This window comes from Parabacteroides sp. FAFU027, assembly GCF_022808675.1.
In the GTDB taxonomy this organism is placed as follows: Bacteria; Bacteroidota; Bacteroidia; order Bacteroidales; family UBA7332; genus CAXXIC01.
The window spans coordinates 321,567-338,837 of record NZ_JAKZKV010000006.1; the positions used below are offsets into that span (position 1 = coordinate 321,567).

The 17,271-nt window shown below is 43.5% G+C and carries 13 protein-coding genes and 1 tRNA gene; 5 read left to right on the forward strand and 9 right to left on the reverse strand.

Annotated features, from left to right (window positions below):
- Window positions 1-104 precede the first annotated feature (104 nt).
- Complete coding sequence (locus tag MLE17_RS11650; RefSeq protein ID WP_243348977.1) at window positions 105-1,763, forward strand: DUF6377 domain-containing protein; 1,659 nt, start codon at window positions 105-107, stop codon at window positions 1,761-1,763.
- A 438-nt stretch (window positions 1,764-2,201) separates the two neighbouring features.
- On the opposite strand, the gene MLE17_RS11655 is transcribed toward MLE17_RS11650, so the two are convergent.
- The gene (locus MLE17_RS11655) at window positions 2,202-3,008 is read right to left on the reverse strand and encodes a hypothetical protein (protein ID WP_243348978.1); all 807 of its coding nucleotides are present in this window, start codon (window positions 3,006-3,008) and stop codon (window positions 2,202-2,204) included.
- A 557-nt stretch (window positions 3,009-3,565) separates the two neighbouring features.
- Between MLE17_RS11655 and MLE17_RS11660 the strand changes: the two genes are divergently transcribed.
- Window positions 3,566-4,354 carry a hypothetical protein gene (locus MLE17_RS11660; RefSeq protein ID WP_243348979.1) on the forward strand — a complete coding sequence of 263 codons (789 nt, stop codon included), beginning with the start codon at window positions 3,566-3,568 and terminating at the stop codon, window positions 4,352-4,354.
- 122 nt (window positions 4,355-4,476) lie between these two features.
- On the opposite strand, the gene MLE17_RS11665 is transcribed toward MLE17_RS11660, so the two are convergent.
- The 8 genes from MLE17_RS11665 to MLE17_RS11700 form a co-directional block, all read right to left on the reverse strand.
- On the reverse strand, window positions 4,477-5,469 hold the full coding sequence (locus MLE17_RS11665; RefSeq protein WP_243348980.1) for a lipoate--protein ligase: 993 nt from the start codon (window positions 5,467-5,469) through the stop codon (window positions 4,477-4,479).
- A gap of 115 nt (window positions 5,470-5,584) precedes the next feature.
- On the reverse strand, window positions 5,585-7,294 hold the full coding sequence (gene lpdA / locus MLE17_RS11670; RefSeq protein WP_243348981.1) for a dihydrolipoyl dehydrogenase: 1,710 nt from the start codon (window positions 7,292-7,294) through the stop codon (window positions 5,585-5,587).
- A gap of 63 nt (window positions 7,295-7,357) precedes the next feature.
- Window positions 7,358-8,449 (reverse strand): dihydrolipoamide acetyltransferase, encoded by a 1,092-nt coding sequence (locus MLE17_RS11675; protein ID WP_243348982.1) that lies wholly within the window; start codon window positions 8,447-8,449, stop codon window positions 7,358-7,360.
- 14 nt (window positions 8,450-8,463) lie between these two features.
- Window positions 8,464-9,465 (reverse strand): alpha-ketoacid dehydrogenase subunit beta, encoded by a 1,002-nt coding sequence (locus MLE17_RS11680; RefSeq protein WP_243348983.1) that lies wholly within the window; start codon window positions 9,463-9,465, stop codon window positions 8,464-8,466.
- Window positions 9,466-9,565: 100 nt separating this feature from the next.
- Window positions 9,566-10,531 (reverse strand): thiamine pyrophosphate-dependent dehydrogenase E1 component subunit alpha, encoded by a 966-nt coding sequence (locus MLE17_RS11685; RefSeq protein ID WP_243348984.1) that lies wholly within the window; start codon window positions 10,529-10,531, stop codon window positions 9,566-9,568.
- Window positions 10,532-10,985: 454 nt separating this feature from the next.
- Window positions 10,986-11,060: transfer RNA gene (locus MLE17_RS11690), tRNA-Pro, on the reverse strand.
- 145 nt (window positions 11,061-11,205) lie between these two features.
- Entirely contained in the window at window positions 11,206-12,264 is a 1,059-nt protein-coding gene (gene aroB / locus MLE17_RS11695) for a 3-dehydroquinate synthase (protein ID WP_243348985.1), read from the reverse strand.
- An 18-nt stretch (window positions 12,265-12,282) separates the two neighbouring features.
- Window positions 12,283-13,725: a monomeric [FeFe] hydrogenase gene (locus tag MLE17_RS11700; protein ID WP_243348986.1), complete on the reverse strand. Its 1,443-nt coding sequence runs from the start codon at window positions 13,723-13,725 to the stop codon at window positions 12,283-12,285.
- 828 nt (window positions 13,726-14,553) lie between these two features.
- Between MLE17_RS11700 and MLE17_RS11705 the strand changes: the two genes are divergently transcribed.
- From MLE17_RS11705 to MLE17_RS11715, 3 genes are all read left to right on the forward strand, one after another.
- Window positions 14,554-14,955, forward strand: a complete 402-nt coding sequence (locus MLE17_RS11705) for an acyl-CoA thioesterase (protein WP_243348987.1) — start codon at window positions 14,554-14,556, stop codon at window positions 14,953-14,955.
- Between the two features lie 97 nt (window positions 14,956-15,052).
- Window positions 15,053-15,439: a hypothetical protein gene (locus MLE17_RS11710; RefSeq protein WP_243348988.1), complete on the forward strand. Its 387-nt coding sequence runs from the start codon at window positions 15,053-15,055 to the stop codon at window positions 15,437-15,439.
- A gap of 220 nt (window positions 15,440-15,659) precedes the next feature.
- Window positions 15,660-17,150 (forward strand): succinate CoA transferase, encoded by a 1,491-nt coding sequence (locus tag MLE17_RS11715; RefSeq protein WP_243348989.1) that lies wholly within the window; start codon window positions 15,660-15,662, stop codon window positions 17,148-17,150.
- Window positions 17,151-17,271: the final 121 nt, after the last annotated feature.

Sequence of the window (17,271 nt, forward strand, 5' to 3'; positions counted from 1 at the left end):
TGTTTGATTAACCATCTAACAACATACTGAATAGAATACCACAAGGACTGTCAGATAATCCGGGAGCTTATCTGAATTACTTTTATTTATCTGAATTGATGACCATGAGATTGTTGACCTTTGCTGTTTTATTGCTATTTGTATCCACTCTTTATGCTAATACAGAGGTCGTTTCTTTGTTGAAAGAGCTGGATCAAACACTTACTGAACGTAGTCTTTATACCGATATAAAAGAGAAAAAACTTCAATTGTTGAAAACGCAGTTACGAAATGCTACGGATGATAATGTACATTATGTCGTTTGTGGTCTGCTTTTCGACGAGTATAAAACTTACCTGGCTGATTCATCATTGGAGTATGCCCGAATGAAACTCCGGATTGCTGAAAAACAACATAATGTTTTCAGAATAAATGAATCCAGACTGGATATAGCCTATTTTTTTTCAGTTGTAGGTAGGGCAAAGCTTAGCCTTGATATGCTTAATCAGGTCGATATTGATGATTATCCTGAACTAAAAGGGTATTACCATTTGATACTCCGGTATGTTTATGGCAATCTTTTATCCTATGCAATTGATAAAGATGAAAAGCAACGGTTTAATTCAGAAATTAATCGTTGTTGCGAGTATATGTTGAAATGTCCATCTGATCGTATTCCGGGTGTAAATATCATCCGTTCGGATCAGTTGATTAATAATAGAGCTTATACAAAAGCGCTGAAGATATTACTACCTGCTTATTCCTCTCTGCCCGATAACCATAACCGGGCGCTTTATGCCTATTTTATTGCAATGGCATACCAGGGATTGGGGGATAGGTTGCATGAAAAGCGATGGTTGGCGATATCTTCCATATATGACCTGAAGTACGCTTACAGGAATTATGAGTCACTCTATAAACTGGCATTCCTATTGTTTGAAGAGGGGGATATTAACCGCTCTCACAGATACATATTAAGGTCTTTGGACGATGCCTTGTTGTGTAAATCAAGAGCCAGGACATGGGAAATCACGCAGATTATGCCTATCATTAATCAGGCATATGAGTCTGCAAATCGGGATCGTCAGCAGCTTTTGGGGGTTTTTGCCGGCGTAATTGTTCTCCTGCTATTCATTTTGCTTGTTTCGAGAAGTAAAATGAGAAAGCATATGCGACAGCTTGACATTATGCAGAAAGAGCGGGATCTGGCTTATGAGCAATTAAAGTACCTCAATCAGCAGCTTGTATCCGCTAATGAGATGCTGAAGCAAACTAATAATGATTTGACAGAGGCCAGTTTGATTAAGGAGGAATTTGTAGGGCGTTATATAGAGCAATGTTCTCTGTATATTCAGAAGCTGGACGAATACAGACGGGAACTCCACAAAATCGCGATGACCGGAAAAATGGAGGATCTGATGAGGAACATCCGCTCGGAAAAGTTTATTAACGAAGAACTGGTTACATTTTATACCAACTTCGATCAGACCTTCCTGCAGCTTTTCCCCAATTTTATTGAGGAGTTTAATGCTTTATTGCAGAATGATTATGCCATACACCCCAAACCGGGAGAAGGATTGCCGACAGAGCTCCGTATGATGGCATTGATACGACTAGGAATAACAGACAGTGTAAAGATGTCGCAGTTTTTGCGCTATTCTGTTACCACAATCTATAACTATAGAACCAGGATCAGAAATAAAGCTGCTATTCCAAGGGATACATTTGAAGATGAGGTAATGAAAATCGGAATCAAGAAACCTGAATGGCATAAATTAAATTGATAACCCTTCTCTATATATATTCGGATGATTTTGCCCAATCTCATCTGATACAGCAGCCCGGTAGACGTGATGTCTGTCGGGCTGTGCTTTCTGAATTGATTTTTCGTCTGAAACAGAATAAAAATATGTTTTACATACATGTTTCTGCAAAACCTATTTTCAGTTCCAAAAAATGCAATATATTTGCAACATGAAAGTTCACCAAAGCCTTATGGGTAGCGGGATGAACGTGAAACAAAGATAACCCTTCTCTATTATAATTTCAGATATGCATATATCAATCATATCTGAATCTGTAGCCCGATAGACGTGAGTCTGTCGGGCTATGTGTTTATATGGATTTGTTGATACAGTAATAGCTCATCTGTAAAAGAAACCTGAAAATTTGACATGTGCATATACATATTACCAGTTGCGAACATCAGACGTCCAATGCAATTACCCCACACCCAATATCTGTGCACATCCCACTACTTTATCCGGTTGTATCTCACCGCTTATCCCTGGTGTGGCAAATTCTATCCCGATTCCCAATACAAAACTGGTGTGATTGTCTATGATGGTGTTCTTATTCATTGGTGCTGCCAATGTTAGCGACTGGGCATCAATCTCCTGCTTCATCGAAAGCCAATCTGTCGTTTTAACGGTGGTAAATTCCGGTAGAGAGTTGTTTACCGGTAGATATTGATCTTCGGACAATGCATAATCCGATGCCGTTCCTAATGTAACCACAAATCGAAAAACTGTTCCTGCATTACTCCACCCCTTGATATGACATACCGGTGTGATTTCTCCGATATTGACCTGTGCCAATTTGCTATCCCGGTTAATCTCCCATGAAAGTTCTGATAGTACCGTATTGCGGAAAGAGTGTTCCCGGTTAAGCTGGAATCCGGTGCATAGATTTCGATTAGCAGATGGTAACAAGGATCTTTTTCCCGGAACGGACTCGATGTCTGACTTCTGTATTTTCTTGGCAAGGGCTGACAATTGACCGCAAAAGTTGTAATCCGACAATCCGGTGATTGGTTTTATTGATCTCCGGATAGCTCCGGCCAGTTGAGTGACGCCCCGCCACTCGTTGTTGTTTTGTCGTACGACCTTGCAGCTCTCCAGCGTCTCAATTTGCTCCCGGGTGGCACCTCCCTTTACCCGAATAATCAGTTCGTCACATCCTTTCATTTTGTAGATAGACATTCCACCGATATTCCCTGTCATTTGCAGGACTCCTTTTAATTTTGCCAAATTCTGAATTTTTATCGTTTTCGGTTACAATGCAAAATTACCGGGTATTCATCTGGTAGTCAAATGATTCTAAATGCCAAATAAGACCAATAGAGTTCATCAGAGCACAATGTTATTTCAAGGCAAAGATTTCTCTGGGAGATCAGCTCTGGTTCGGTACATATTCGGTAGTAATCCGATACTCATGGGTGGGTCATTGGTGTTTCTGATGAATAACAGACAGGGAATAGCGGGGGAATTGCCGGGGATATTCCCTACCTATATAGATAGGGGATATCCTGGGGTTACCTTGCCTATACCTGGGGAAATGAAAACCTTGGAGGTTTTTAACGTTAAATGAAGTTATATTCGCCTCAATTACTTCTTTTCCCACGTCCATTTAAGCCCAATAAGACACAATAGAGGCCAATAACGCCTCTTATCCTAATGGGCTTAAATGAGCTTTATTGGTCTTTATATCCGATTGTTGACCAGGCGGATAACTTGTAGTTTTGCATTGTAATCAGAAACATTTTATTCATTAATTAATCGATTTACAATCATGGCAAGACAACACTATGCTAAAGTACCGTGGCTCGTTAGACGGGATTCGGCACTACAAAATTAAGGGAAAAGAAGGCAGCTTTGCCGTGTATGTAACTCCGGTCAGCGCTGACCGTATCAAGAAGGGTGCGGAGTTTGCCCGGACGAGGGAGAACATGAATGAGTTTGGCGCATGCGGTCGGATTACGGCATCGTTCCGGATGGGGATTGCACCGTTGCTTACCCAGATGGCCGATGACACCATGAGCGCCCGTGCAGTGAAGCTGATGAAGAAGATCAACCTCGAAGATCTCTCGGAAGCGCGTGGGTACCGAGCCATTCTGGTCAGTAAAAAAGGGGAGATGCTGATTCGCTTTCCTTACAGGGAGAGCCTGCAACTCCGGGATGTGTTACGCGCGCCCTATAGTATGACACATACCGAAAGTAAGGAGAGTGCCACTTTCCATATCGAACCGTTTGTGCCGGCAAAGGTGCTGACCTATCCATCCGGAGCGACCCATTTTCGGTTTATCCAGATACTTTCAGTACTCTCAGACTTTGCATACAATGCCGTAACGGAGCAGTATGAGCCGGTAGAAGCGGTGCTGAATGAGAAGTCGGTCATTACCTACTCTGATTATTTTCCGGTAAGTGATGATGTAGCGCAGGTCCTGTCGCTAACTTCCACGCTTACCAATGTGGAGGGGTTGGCTACAGCACAGGTTGCCTGTATTCAGTCGGTTGGGATCGAGTTTGTGCAGCAGGTGGGGGAGAGGTATGTCTCTTTTACGAAAGATGCCCTTATGGTGGGAGATGTATTTTGAGGTTAATCCAGACTCCACAAAAGAAAGAGTTGTTTCGGCTTAGGCCGGGGCAGCTCTTTTCAAATCCCATTAAATAGGGTTTGGTTGTAATTGATCTGTTACAAATTATTTTATTGATTCATTCAATCTACAATCGCTCCTACTAACTCATTGATCTGAATTCCTTTCAAATAGCAATCCGTAGAAAACTGATGCAACCGCTCCCTGATATCTTCCCGGGTGTATTTTACACCTAGCAGAGCGCTCTCAACGGATGAAAGACCACTATTGTTCAGCGCAAAAGCACCGTCAAAGTAGATATTCTCGATTACGGAGTTTTTAATATCCGCGCAGACGAGAAGCTCTCCTGTTGCAAATACGGTTTTACGTTTAATGGTATATTTAGGAGAGTGCCCAAAGTTCCACTCCCAGGAACTGAATTTTTCGGTACTGATTTTAGCCACCTCGGCCAGTTCATCGTCACTGAACAGATATTCTTCCATATCAGGAAACCGGAGTTTCATCTGATGCAAAATGCAATCGGTAAATTCCTCTATCGTGATCTTTTCAGCCAAATGCGGGTATATGTTGTCAACGGAACTACGCACCGATTTGACCCCTCTGGATATGAACTCGTCTTTCGGGATTTCCAATGCTCTGGACAATGCGCTCAGTTCGCTATTGAACAACAGGCAACCGTGGTGCATGATACGCCCCCGGATATAAGCCTGTGCATGGCCACTTATTTTTTTTTCATTAATCAGAATATCGTTACGGTTTGATAAACAGACTTTCACTCCCAACGATTCCAATGCTTCTATGACAGGGCCGGCAAAAGATTTGAAATCAAATTCAGAACCTTTATCCTCATTGGAGATGATTGTGTAATTCAGATTGTTGCGATCATGATACACGGCTCCACCGCCCGAAATACGCCGGACAACATGGATCCCATTTTCCCTTACGTATGACATATTTATCTCTTCGAGTGTATTCTGGAATTTGCCCAATATGATGGAAGGCTCATTTCTCCAGAGCATAAGCACTTTGTCGTGATGACGAAGTGTCCTGAAGCAATATTCTTCTAAGGCAATGTTGAACTGTGGTTTGAATGATTTGCTAATCACATAGATCATAGTATTCCTGTTGAATAATGGCCGGGATATTTTCCGGTTTAGTAAGTAGTGTAGTTGTAAAAAAGCTGTTTTACGACAATTCGAAAACAGCTTTTTTACTTATCAGATCATCTGATTACTTTTTCTTTTTCGGAATATGGATGGCTTCGCCCAATACATCGGCACATGCTTCATATAGCGCTTCAGAGTAAGTCGGATGCCCATAAATGGTTTTGATCACTTCGTCAACGGTGATTTCCAGTTCCATTAGAGAAGCAGCCTGGTTGATCATTTCGGCAGCCGTAGGACCAACGATATGTACTCCCAGGATCTCACCGTATTTGTTGTCGGCAATCACTTTTACGAATCCGACCGTTTCACTCGAAGCCATGGCACGACCATTCGCGGCGAATTCGAAACGTCCGACACGGATATCACACCTTTCACGGGCCTGCTCTTCCGTCAAACCAACCATTGCCACCTCAGGTGAAGTATATACTACAGATGGAGCAGACGAGAGTTTGACCGAACGGTGGTTGCCTTTCACCGCATTTTCTGCAGCCACTTCGCCCATGCGGAAAGCTACGTGAGCCAGCATCTTGATGCCGTTAATGTCACCGGGAGCGTAAATGCCTTTTACGCTGGTTTCCATGTATTTGTCCACTTTGATCTTTCCGCGTTCGGTTACAAATTCTACTTCACCGATACCCTCCAGATCAGGTACACGGCCGATGGAGAGCAGCGCTTTATCCGATTCCACTACATCTCCGCTGGCCAGCTTGATCTGCAGCTTATTGCGGCGCTCCTCGATGCCGGTAATCGAGGCAGAAGTGATAATCGTCATTCCCTTTTTCTTCAATGTGGCGCTTAATACAGCCGACGCTTCGGCATCAATGCCCGGAATGATCCGATCCATCATCTCCACTACGGTGATTTTACAACCGAGAGCATGGAGTGCAAGTCCCATTTCGATACCCACAACTCCTCCGCCGATCACGGTCAGTGTTTCCGGAATTTCTCTCAGCATCAGCACATCGTCGCTCGACAGTACGCGTGGATTATCAATGCCGGGGATATTGATTTTCGATACTTTAGAACCACCGGCCAGAATGATCTTATCGGCCTTGATGATTTGCGAATCATTGACCACCACATCTTTGTTTTTATTGATTTTAGCCACACCGCGGAAAATGTCCACACCATTGCTTTTCAGCAATGTTTCTACCCCAAGGGATAGTTTTTTCACAACACCATCTTTGAATTTCAGCACTTTGTCCATATCGATGGAGTACTTCGTATTTTCCAGAATAATACCGCGTGAAGCTGCCAGCTCTATCGCTTCTATGATTTCGGCATTTTTCAGATAAGCCTTGGTCGGGATACATCCCCAGTTCAGGCAGGTACCTCCGTATGCTCCTTTTTCTATAATCGCAACTTTAGCGCCCAGCTGTGCCGCACGAATAGCCGCAAAATAGCCGGCAGGACCTCCGCCGATTACAACCACATGATAACTGTCTTCCAGACGGATCAATGGTTTGTCACCGGTTTGAGGTTGTTCTACAGGAGCATCTTCAGTCTTTTCCTCAGGTTGATTATCCGGAGATTCTCCCTGTTCTCCGATATATGCGATTACTTCCGCCACAGGTACCGTCTCTCCCTCCCTGTGAAGGATTTTGATCAGATATCCTGAAACTTCCGCTTCAATCTCCATGCTGGTTTTGTCGGTCATGATTTCGAGAATGATCTCACCCTCTTCCACCTTGTCACCTTCCTGCTTTAGCCATTTCACAATTTGCCCTTCGGTCATATCAATACCGGCTTTGGGCATGATTATTTCATAAGCCATATTCTTGTTTCTTAATGTAAATCCTGAAATTAGTATTTGTGAATCAGACAACACCAACCATTTTCAGATCAGCAATGTTATGGGGTTTTCGATCAGTGCTTTCAGTTCTGTCATAAATCTGGCAGCGCCCAATCCGTCAATTAGCCGGTGATCGCTGGTCAGGCTCATGCTCATCATGGGCCGTATCACGATTTCATCATTTACCACCACAGGCTTTTTCACGGTAGATGACACACTGAGAATGGCGGCATTCGGCTGATTGATGATTGCCGTAAAATGACTCACGCCATACATTCCCAGGTTACTGATGGTGAAGGTGCTGCCCGATTGCTCATCCGGCAGCACTTTTCGGGCAAGCGTGCGTTCTGTGAGGTCTTTCATTGCCACCACCAGCTCGCTGAGCGACATTTTCTCTGCATTTTTCACAACCGGTACCATTAATCCTTCCTCTAATCCGACTGCAATACCCAGATTTACATAATTATGGAATATGATCTGATTGCCATCGGCAGAAAGGCTCGAATTGATATACTTGTGTTTCATCAGGGTTTTCACCACGGCCATCGAAAGTAAATCGGTAACGGTTACTTTCTTGCCGGTCTTTTCTTTGACCGGATCCATCAGCTTAGCACGCAAAGCATTCATTTCGGTCATGTCCACTTCCCAGGTCTGGATAAAGGTAGGTGCACCGAAGTAACTTTCCGACATACGCCGGCCGATCACTTTGCGCATCATGCTCATCGGTATGACTTCTGTGTCGCCTTGTTCTGCCGGTATGGTCGGAACCGATTCTGCTTCATTCCTGACAGAAGGGGTCGTTGCTTTTAGAGAAGCTGCTGCGGGCAGCCCGTATAATTCGTCGCGGTCAAAGATGGCTTTAATAGCAGGATCGGGAATCAGATTCAACACATCCTCCTTCATCACTTTTCCGTTGTGGCCCGAGCCGGTCACCCCATTCAGATCGATATGATGCACTTCTGCTATCCGATAGGCCAACGGTGTAATATGAATCTTTTTCTCGTAGTTGAAGCCGGCCACATCATCCTTGTGAATCCGGCCTTTGGCGCCGGTTCCTACCACATGAAACAGGTCAACCCCCAACCGTTTAGCCAAGGCCCGGGCTGCAGGAGTTGCTCTTAATTTCGTACTTTTCATGCTCACCCTCCCTGTTATCGTTTGTTCATAAGGTTAAGGATGTATTTTTTGATGCGGTCCACATTGGGAATCATAGCTGTTTCGAGACTATGGTTATAGGGAACCGGTACATCTTCGGCAGCCAGGCGCATGATCGGAGCATCTAAATAATCAAACGCTTCGCTCTCGGCTATAATGGCAGATACCTCACCGATAAAGCCGTTGGTTTTGTGTGCGTCATTGACCAGCAATACTTTTCCGGTCTTTTTCACCGATTCCAGTACGGCCTCTTTGTCCAGGGGAATTAATGTACGCAGGTCCACCACTTCCACACTCACGCCGTCAGAGGTTTCAACCTCGTAGGCAGCCTGCAGTACACGCTCCAGCATTCGTCCGTATGTTATGACCGTTACATCTTTTCCCTCTTTCTTGATATCGGCTTTGCCCAATGGCAAAACAAATTCGGGATCGACCGGTACTTCGCCCTTTACATTGTATTGGGCTTTGTATTCCAGGAATATCACCGGATTATTATCCCGGATAGAAGCTTTCAGCAGGCCTTTTACATCCGCCGGAGTACCCGGTGCCACGACTTTCAGTCCCGGAATATGGCAAAACCACGACTCGAGCGACTGAGAGTGTTGAGCTGCAGAGCCTACACCGGATCCCGCTGCGCAACGGAAAACAACAGGTACCTGTCCTTTACCGCCAAACATATACCGGGTCTTGGCTGCCTGGTTGACAATATTATCCATCATGTATACGACGAAATCCATAAATGTGACATCAACGATGGGGCGCATACCTGTCATAGCGGCTCCAATGGCACAACCTGAAATGGCATTTTCGGAAATGGGAGTATCCCGCACACGTTCTTTGCCGAATTCCTCAAGCATACCGACCGATGTCCCGAAATCACCACCGAAAATACCGACATCTTCACCCATCAGAAATACGTTTTCGTCTTTTCGCATTTCTTCGGACATGGCTGTTATAATTGCGTCTCTTACAGACATTAGTTTTGTTTCGTTTTTCATTGAAGTTGCTTTTTTATATAATGGAGCACATCAGTTAAGCGTATCTTCTTAAACCTTGAAATGTGGAATCTATAAGAATATGATCTTTTAAATCGCTTGTTTAGTCGGCAAATATATCTTCGAAAGCCGATTCCAGATTGGGGTCAGGACTGCTCTGAGCGAATTTTACAGATTCTTCCACCCGTTCTTTCGATTTGGCATCCAATTCATCAAGTTCGGTATCGGTTGCTATCTTGTTTTCAATCAGATATACTTTAAATTTCAGAATAGGATCTTTTTTCTTCCATTCATCCACTTCCTGTTTGGTGCGGTATTTTCCAGGATCGGAAGTGGAGTGACCATACCAGCGGTAGGTGAGACTTTCCACCAGAACGGGGCCATTGCCATCGCGAACGTATTTCACCACTTCTTCTAACATCCTGTACACATCCAGTACATTATTGCCATCTTCGATCAGGTACCCCGGAATACCGTATGCTCCGGCTCGCAGATAGTTATACTCGACATTGATCACCGATTTGATGGGAGTGCTGATACCATATGAATTGTTGATCGTATAGAAAATAACCGGTAGTTTCCAGACAGATGCCAGGTTGACGCATTCGTGAAAGGTTCCTTCGTTACAAGCGCCGTCGCCAAAACAGCATAACACAATATTGCCTGTCTTTTTCATCTTTTGGGTGAGGGCTGCACCGATAGCCATTCCCATGCCACCGCCTACAATCCCGTTAGCCCCAAGATTTCCATTTTCCAGGTCGGCAATGTGCATGGATCCCCCTTTCCCCTTACAGGTTCCATTGGCTTTTCCCATGATTTCGGCCATCATGCCGTTGAGGTCTATTTCCATGGCAATGCTTTGTCCGTGTCCGCGGTGGTTTGAGGTAATCAGATCTCCTCTGCCGATAGCAGAGATAGCTCCCACATTCGCAGCTTCTTCGCCTACTGAGAAGTGTGTCATGCCGGGAACTTGTCCCTTCTTAACCATCTGATTTACCTTATTGTCGAAATTTCGAATGTCAAGCATCAGCTTGTACATATGCAGAAGCTTTTCTTTGGTTATTGACATAATGTATTTGATTACCTGTGGTTGTGTATAATAATTCCAAATAAGAACGATGGCCGGAGGCGAATGTTCAGTCAGTGTCTTTCTTTTTTGAAATATAAAACTTTGATCGTGAGGCTTGGGTTTTATGCTTTTGGTTTTTAACAAACCGCTGTGAGTCAGCTAATTTTAAGATAAAAAGATAATCTGGATGCCTGGGTTTCAGAAAGGAGCAATAAGGATATAAGAAGATTGAATCTGGATGAAGATTATAAGAAGCAGAAGCTGCTTCCTATCATTATTGGACGGTATTTTATCCACAGCTTCTTTGTTCTCTGTAGCCAACCTTCCGGGTGGTATCGCATCACAAAGCGATTAAAAAGAAAAGCGGTTGTGGAAATATGAACTTTACCCCAAAAGTTAGGCTATAAAATAAAAAAGGTCTCACAGTAACCTGTAAGACCCTTATACTCAGCAGTCGGGGTGACAAGATTCGAACTTGCGACCACACGCCCCCCAGACGTGTACTCTAACCGGGCTGAGCTACACCCCGTTTTGCGGTTGCAAAGATAATTATTGTTTGTAAAAATGCAAATGGATTCAGTGGTGATTTTTCCACTGAATCCATTCTGCTTATATTCTTAGATACTACGACCACACGCCCCCCTGACGTGTACTCTTGCCGGATAATGTACGGATTATAGTCCGAAACATTCGCAATAAAAGTCCAGCGCTTCGAAGATTTCCTCTTTTGTTGCCTGTTGGTTGATGCGGATGTCTCCCACTTCACCCAGCAGTGTAAAGTTGATGATGCCGTCTTCGTTTTTCTTGTCGTGCGTCATCAGTTCGTAAAGACGGTCGTATTGTTTGCAGCTGAATGCAAACGTGCCATAATTTTTACGGATAAAGGCGACAGTCTGGCTCAGCTTCTCTGCCGGGAAGTTGGTCTGCTTCTTCGAAAGGTAAAGCTCACAAACCAATCCCCATGCCACGGCATAACCATGCTGTACCGGACGGTTTTCTTCGAAAGAAAGGCTCTCGAAAGCGTGTCCCACAGTGTGACCGAGGTTAAGGGCTTTTCGGATTCCTTTTTCAAACGGGTCTTCGGTTACGACACGTTCTTTGATGGAAACGGATTCACCGACCAATTGAGTGAGGTAATCGTAGTCGATGTTATCAATGTCGAATTTCAGTAGATTTTTCCACTCCTGTTCGCTGCTGATGAGTCCGTGTTTTAGCATTTCGGCGTAGCCTGAAAGTAAGTTTTGGCGGTCAAGTGTGCGGAAGAAGTTAGAATTGATAATGACGGCATCGGCAGGAGAAAATACGCCGATTTCGTTCTTCAAACCATTAAAGTTGATTCCCGTTTTTCCACCTACGGCAGCATCTACAGCACCAAGCAAAGTGGTTGGGATATTGATGTATTTGATTCCACGCTTGAAAGTAGAAGCGGCAAATCCTCCCAGATCGGTAACCATTCCACCGCCCAGGTTTATCATCATTGATTTGCGTGATGCATGGTTCTGACTCAGATAAGTCCATACTCCGGCAATCGCTTCGAGCGTTTTATTTGTGTCATCAGCCTTGATGGTGATGTACTGCGCCTTTTCCAAAACGTGAATTCCGGCTAATAGCGGTTGGCAAAGTTTTTGTGTATTTTCATCCGTCAGAATGAAAAGGTGGTCGTAAGCCATTTCCGCCAGGATAGCGGTGATATCTTGTTGGATGTCTTTGCTGATAATGATTTTCTGACTCATTGTATAATTGTAAGCGGTTTATTCTTCGTTTTCGTCAGCCATATTTTTGATATAATACTTTTGGCTGATATTTCCTGTTACGTTTGCCGATGGACCGGTAATACATCCTCCGGCGCACGCCATTACTTCTATAAATTGTGCAGGTGCTTTCCCTTTGGAATAAGCGCGGAGCAGTCCGATATTCTTTTTATTGACATCGGCGATCTGGAGCGCGTTGAGGTCGGGGATAAGATTCATCGACTTAACGGCAGCGATTACCCCACCAGCCTGAGCAAAGCCACGTCCTTCTTTCTGAGCACGCGGTGCAAACTCTTTTTTATGGCAATGGGTGATTTCAATTCCCAATCCGTTAAAAATAGAGTCGATTTCTTCGAAGGTCAATACAAAATCAACCTCTTCGTCCTTTCTTGCCTCATGGCGTTTCGCAACACATGGGCCTACAAATACGATAATCGCATCGGGATGTTCTTTTTTCACCATACGTGCGGTGTAATACATCGGTGAGCCGGTGTGGGAAACGAATGGCTTCATACCCGGGATGTGTTTATCCACCAGATTGACATATGACGGACAACAGGAGGTGGTCATGAACGCTTGTCCCTCTTCGAGTTTTTCCTTCAGTTCGGCAGCTTCGTTGCGGGTTGTCTCCATCGCACCATGCGCGACTTCTACTATGTCGGTAAATCCAATTTCTTTCATTGCAGAGAAAACGGTTTCCCAGTCGCTTTCGTATTGTGCCAAAATTGAGGGAGCGACAATTGCTACCACTTTTTGACCCTCTTTTATTCTTGATAAGACGTCAAAAGTCTGCGAGATTTCGAAGATAGAGCCGAACGGACATGCGTTGATGCATTTACCACAGTATATACATTTGGTTTCGTCTATGACTTCGATGCCGTTTTCATCTTTAGAGATTGCTTTTACCGGACACGCCTCTTCACAAGGAATTGGAATGTAAACGATAGAGTGGTACGGACAGGCATCTTTGCAAATACCGCAACTAACACATTTATCGTGATTAATGGCGGCCTGGCCGTTGCGGTGGAATTCAATAGCATCTTTGGGGCAGTTCATGTAGCAGGGACGTGCCACGCAGCCTTTACACAGATTGGTCACTTCATAGTTTACCTGGACGCATGCTGTGCAGGCTTCGTCAATCACGCAAAGAAGATTTTCCTTGGGTTGTCTATTGGCATCAAGTGCCTTTCCTGCATAATAGGAGAGAGGTGCAAGTTCATCCTTTTCGTCCGATACGTCAAAACCCAGCAGTGGGAAAGCTTTGTATTTCCAAACTGCCCGCTCTTTATGAACGCAGCAGCGTCCCCTGACTTTGGCGTTTTTAGGAGTAAGTTCGAGGGGTAACCGGTCTATATCGGAGATCAGTTTGTCTTCTTTCCAGAGTTTTACCAATCTTTCCAGTAAAACCCGTCTGACGATTAAAGCATTGTTTACAAAAGCCATAATGAATAGTTGCTTTGTGAATTCTTAATCTGAATATTTTATAGTGGAAAATAGCATGCAGGTGCCTGATGTAGCGTAACGATATAATGGAAATGCGAAAAAACGAAAGTACTGTTTTTATGTCTGAATGACTGGAAAGCAGGTTGGTTTCCTGGATGTTCTGTTGAGCGGCTGAATCGCATTTCAATATTTGAAGTTGAACAAATTATATGCCGGTTAAAAACCGCTGCAAAGATAATTAAATTAAACCGATTACGTTCATATTCGGTTTTGATTGAAAAGATTAAGGACTGAAAGAGTGAGCTTGTTTGTTTGACAAACGTAACCTGAAGGTTTTTGTAGTGTTAATAAATGATAATATTAGAAGCTTTTCAAAGTGCGAAGTTGTATCGTTAAACTTTGTGTGCTATATTTGAAGCAACAAATAACTATGAATGAAATATTTCATAGTTAAGGTTTAGGTTAAATCGTTGAGGGGCGCTGTGAAGCGGCCCTCAATTTTCTTTACACTCTTTGTTAAAGGGCCTTTGGATGAGATGCTGAATGTCAATGGGATTGAAGCTTTCCTTGGGTGAATTTTCTTGTCGTATTCTGTCTTCTGCCTGTCTCAGCATATTGTGGGATTTTTTTTTTTTTTGAGCGTCTTAGTCGAATGAGTGTGACGTCCTGTAAAAGGACATTTGAATTGTTATGGATATATTACATAAATTAGGATGCTCGCTGCGTCAGAAGTGTTTGAGTTAAAATAAGGCTAAAAAGTGAATTTGCCTATGCTGCAAAAAATGGCTTCTGTAATTTTGTCCCCGTAAACATCAAAGAATTGAGACAATGTATTCAATGACTGTAACTCCCAAATTTGGCGATATTGACGGCCTGGGCCATGTAAATAATACGGTAATGCCCGGCTGGTTTGAGCAGGCAAGAAACCCTATTTATCGTTATTTTAATCCCGAATTTAAGTTTGACAACTGGAATTTGATTCTGGCTCGTTATGAGGTTGATTTTGTTGCGCAACTCTATTTTGACCAGGATGTGGAGATTCGTACCTTTATTTCAAAAATCGGACGTTCTTCATTTGAGGTTCATCAGGAGGCCTGGCAGGGAGAGAAGCTTTGTACAAAAGGACGAACTGTTTTAGTTCATTTCGATTTTAACGAGCAGCGCTCGGTGGCTATTCCTGATGATATCCGGGTTACAATGGCAGAGCACCTGGTTTCGGGAGAAAACTAGTCGGAAACATTGGTTTTATTAAACTGGATATTTGCCGGAATAATCGTACCTTTACGGAAATCATATTTTCTTATTGTTCCATTAACCGGTAGATGCTATGAGTGACGATAAATCCTGGATTTATTTTCTTGTAATGGTTGTCCTGTCAATCATCGGAAGCATTAATAAGTCGAAGAAAAAGAATGTTACCCCGCCGTCTTCACCTCCGAGAGAAGAAGAGGATGATTTCCCGACGATCTTTTTTCCGGGAAATGTAACCCCCGAGGTTGTTAAGCCGGTTGAACCCGTAAAAAAAGTACCGCTCTCTATTGACCGGGTAGATAACGTAGAAGGACTTTCTGCGATATCTCCCTCATTGGAAATGCCTCAAAAGGGTTTAAATCCGGAGGAAGAATCGAATCGTCCGGTTGTTGATTTTGTGGATAAGGATGAGCTTAAAAAGGCGGTTATCTATTCGGAGATATTTAACCGGAAATACTTTTGAGATTTGCCGGATGAAAAAATATTGGAAGAGTTACTTCAGGTGAATTCCCGGAGTAACTTTTTTATTTCAGAGAATTGAAGATCGTGAGCTGGGATTGCTGGCATTTTGTTGTTAAGTGTTTGATTTTTTTACCTGTTTGGTCTCTGTCAAAGGTATTTTTTGTAACTTCGCGGCTTGAAAATCAGGTTGTAGGGAAAACTAATTTACAACACTATATATTATGGCATTTAGAATAATTACTGCAGAAGAAGCTGCAGGTATGATTAATCACGGGGATAACCTGGGTTTCAGTGGATTTACTGCTGTGGGTTGCCCGAAAGCCATCGGTCGTGAGATGGCAAAAAAAGCAGAAGCACTCCACGCTGAAGGAAAACCATTTCAGGTAGGTATGTTTACCGGCGCTTCTACCGGAGAGTCATTGGATGGTGTGATGTCACGTGCCAATGCAATCAAATTCCGGACTCCTTATCAGTCAAACAAAGACCTGCGCGTAGCTCTTAATGCAAACAGAGCTCATTATTTCGACTATCACTTGTCTCAATTGGCTCAGGATCTTCGTTATGGTTTCTTCGGGAAAATTGATTACGCTGTAATCGAAGTTGCAGACTATAATGACAACGGTGAGTTGGTGTTGACTTCAGCTGTAGGTAACGCACCTACTTTCTGTATGTTGGCTGATAAAATTATTTTGGAACGCAATAAGCGTCGTTCAAAAGAACTTAAAGGTTTGCACGATGTTTACATTCCTCTGGATCCTCCTTATAGAAAAGAAATTCCTCTTTATACAGTTAGCGATCGTATCGGTTCTCCGGTATTGAAAGTCGATCCTAAAAAAATTGTCGGTGTAATAGAAACTGACCTGGATGACGAAATCGGCGGATTTACTCCGATGGATGACGTTACACTGAAAATCGGTGAAAACGTATCAAATTTCCTGGCTGCTGAAATTAAAAGAGGGACTATTCCTGCTTCATTCCTGCCAATCCAGTCAGGGGTAGGTAACATTGCAAATGCAGTATTGGCCGGTCTGGGGGCTAATCCGGATATCCCTGCATTCACTATGTTTACCGAGGTGATTCAGGATTCAGTGATCGATCAAATGAGACAAGGTAATATTTCATTCGCCAGCGGTAGCTCATTGACTTTGAGTACTCCTTGTATGAATGAAGTTTATGGAGACCTTGCATTCTTCAAAGATAAACTGGTTCTTCGTCCGCAGGAAATCTCAAATAACCCAGAGTTGGTTCGTCGTCTCGGATTGATTACGATCAACACTGCGATTGAGGCTGATATCTTCGGTAACGTAAACTCTACTCATATCATTGGTAACAAGATGATGAATGGTATCGGTGGCTCAGGTGACTTCGCGCGTAACGCGTACCTTTCTATCTTTACGACTCCTTCTGTTGCTAAAAACGGTGCGATCAGCGCATTCGTACCAATGGTTTCTCACCACGACCACAGTGAGCACTCAGTTAAAATCATCGTTACTGAATACGGTGTGGCTGACCTTCGCGGTAAATCTCCAATCCAGTGTGCGCAAGAGATTATCGAAAAAACAGCTCACCCGGATTACAAACAGTTGTTGTGGGATTACCTGAAGCTGGGTAAAGGACATACTCCTCACAACCTGAATGCGTGTCTGGCTTTCCACACTGAATTCAACAAGTCCGGAGACATGCGTAATGTTAAATGGGAAGAATTCGCATAATTCATTCTTATAGTATAATGAAAAGGCACTTCGCGCAGAAGTGCCTTTTCTATTTCTAAGAGTCGTATCGGGGGAGGTGTATGGATTTGTAAGTTGTATTTGCTTTAATCTTATAGATTGA

Coding starts and splice junctions, on each gene's coding strand:
- MLE17_RS11650 (WP_243348977.1), top strand. CDS start 105: ATGAGATTGTTGACCTTTGCTGTTTTATTGCTATTTGTATCCACTCTT.
- MLE17_RS11660 (WP_243348979.1), top strand. CDS start 3,566: ATGCTAAAGTACCGTGGCTCGTTAGACGGGATTCGGCACTACAAAATT.
- MLE17_RS11665 (WP_243348980.1), bottom strand. CDS start 5,469: ATGATCTATGTGATTAGCAAATCATTCAAACCACAGTTCAACATTGCC.
- lpdA (WP_243348981.1), bottom strand. CDS start 7,294: ATGGCTTATGAAATAATCATGCCCAAAGCCGGTATTGATATGACCGAA.
- MLE17_RS11675 (WP_243348982.1), bottom strand. CDS start 8,449: ATGAAAAGTACGAAATTAAGAGCAACTCCTGCAGCCCGGGCCTTGGCT.
- MLE17_RS11680 (WP_243348983.1), bottom strand. CDS start 9,465: ATGAAAAACGAAACAAAACTAATGTCTGTAAGAGACGCAATTATAACA.
- MLE17_RS11685 (WP_243348984.1), bottom strand. CDS start 10,531: ATGTCAATAACCAAAGAAAAGCTTCTGCATATGTACAAGCTGATGCTT.
- aroB (WP_243348985.1), bottom strand. CDS start 12,264: ATGAGTCAGAAAATCATTATCAGCAAAGACATCCAACAAGATATCACC.
- MLE17_RS11700 (WP_243348986.1), bottom strand. CDS start 13,725: ATGGCTTTTGTAAACAATGCTTTAATCGTCAGACGGGTTTTACTGGAA.
- MLE17_RS11705 (WP_243348987.1), top strand. CDS start 14,554: ATGTATTCAATGACTGTAACTCCCAAATTTGGCGATATTGACGGCCTG.
- MLE17_RS11710 (WP_243348988.1), top strand. CDS start 15,053: ATGAGTGACGATAAATCCTGGATTTATTTTCTTGTAATGGTTGTCCTG.
- MLE17_RS11715 (WP_243348989.1), top strand. CDS start 15,660: ATGGCATTTAGAATAATTACTGCAGAAGAAGCTGCAGGTATGATTAAT.